The sequence below is a fragment of the Deinococcus pimensis DSM 21231 genome (assembly GCF_000519345.1).
Lineage (GTDB): Bacteria > Deinococcota > Deinococci > Deinococcales > Deinococcaceae > Deinococcus_A > Deinococcus_A pimensis.
Window position 1 is genome coordinate 261,336 of the sequence record NZ_KI912637.1, and the last position, 881, is coordinate 262,216.

1 pseudogene is annotated in these 881 nt (G+C 74.0%); it reads right to left on the minus strand.

Annotated features, from left to right (window positions below):
- Positions 1 to 881, minus strand: a pseudogene (hutU, locus tag DEIPI_RS30030) (urocanate hydratase); the annotation flags it as partial.

Genomic DNA, 881 nt, shown 5'->3' on the forward strand with positions numbered 1-881 from the left:
CGCGTCCGCGTGGCGGATGACGCCCATCGCGGGATCGTTCGTGAGGCAGCGCGAGAGGCGCAGCGCGGCCTCCTCGCTCCCGTCCGCGACCGCCACGAGGCCCGAGTGCTGGCTGTAGCCCATCCCGACGCCGCCGCCGTGATGGAAGCTCATCCAGCCCGCGCCGCTCGCGATGCCCGTCGCGAAGTTCAGCAGGGGCCAGTCGCTCACCGCGTCCGACCCGTCGAGCATCGCCTCCGTCTCGCGGTAGGGGCTCGCCACGCTGCCCGCGTCGAGGTGGTCGCGTCCGATCACGACGGGGGCCTTCAGGCGGCCGTCCGCGACCATCTCGTTGAAGAGCCGCCCGGCGCGGTCGCGCTCGCGGTAGCCGAGCCAGCAGATGCGCGCGGGCAGGCCCTGGAAGGCGATGTGGTCGGCGGCGTAGCCGAGCCAGTGCTGCAGGCGCGCGTCGTCGGGGAAGAGCTCGCGCATCGCGGCGTCCGTCGCGCGGATGTCGGCCTCGTCGCCGCTGGGGCCACCCAGCGGAAGGGGCCGCGTCCCTCGCAGAAGGAGTCGCGGATGAAGGCGGGCACGAAGCCCGGGTAGTCGAAGGCGTCCGCGACGCCCGCGAGCCGCGCCTGCTCGCGCAGGTTGTTGCCGTAGTCGAACGCGACCGCGCCTCGCTGCTGCAGCGTGAGGATCGCGCGGACGTGCGCGGCCATCGCCTCACGGGCCCGCGCGAGGTACTCGTCGGGATTCGAGGCGCGAAGCTGGTTCACGTCCTCGTCGGCGCGGGCGGGCGGCAGGTAGCCCCACATGGGGTCGTGCGCGCTCGTCTGGTCCGTCACGAGGTCCGGCGTCCAGCCGCGCCGCACGAGCTCCGGCAGCACCTCGGCGGCGTT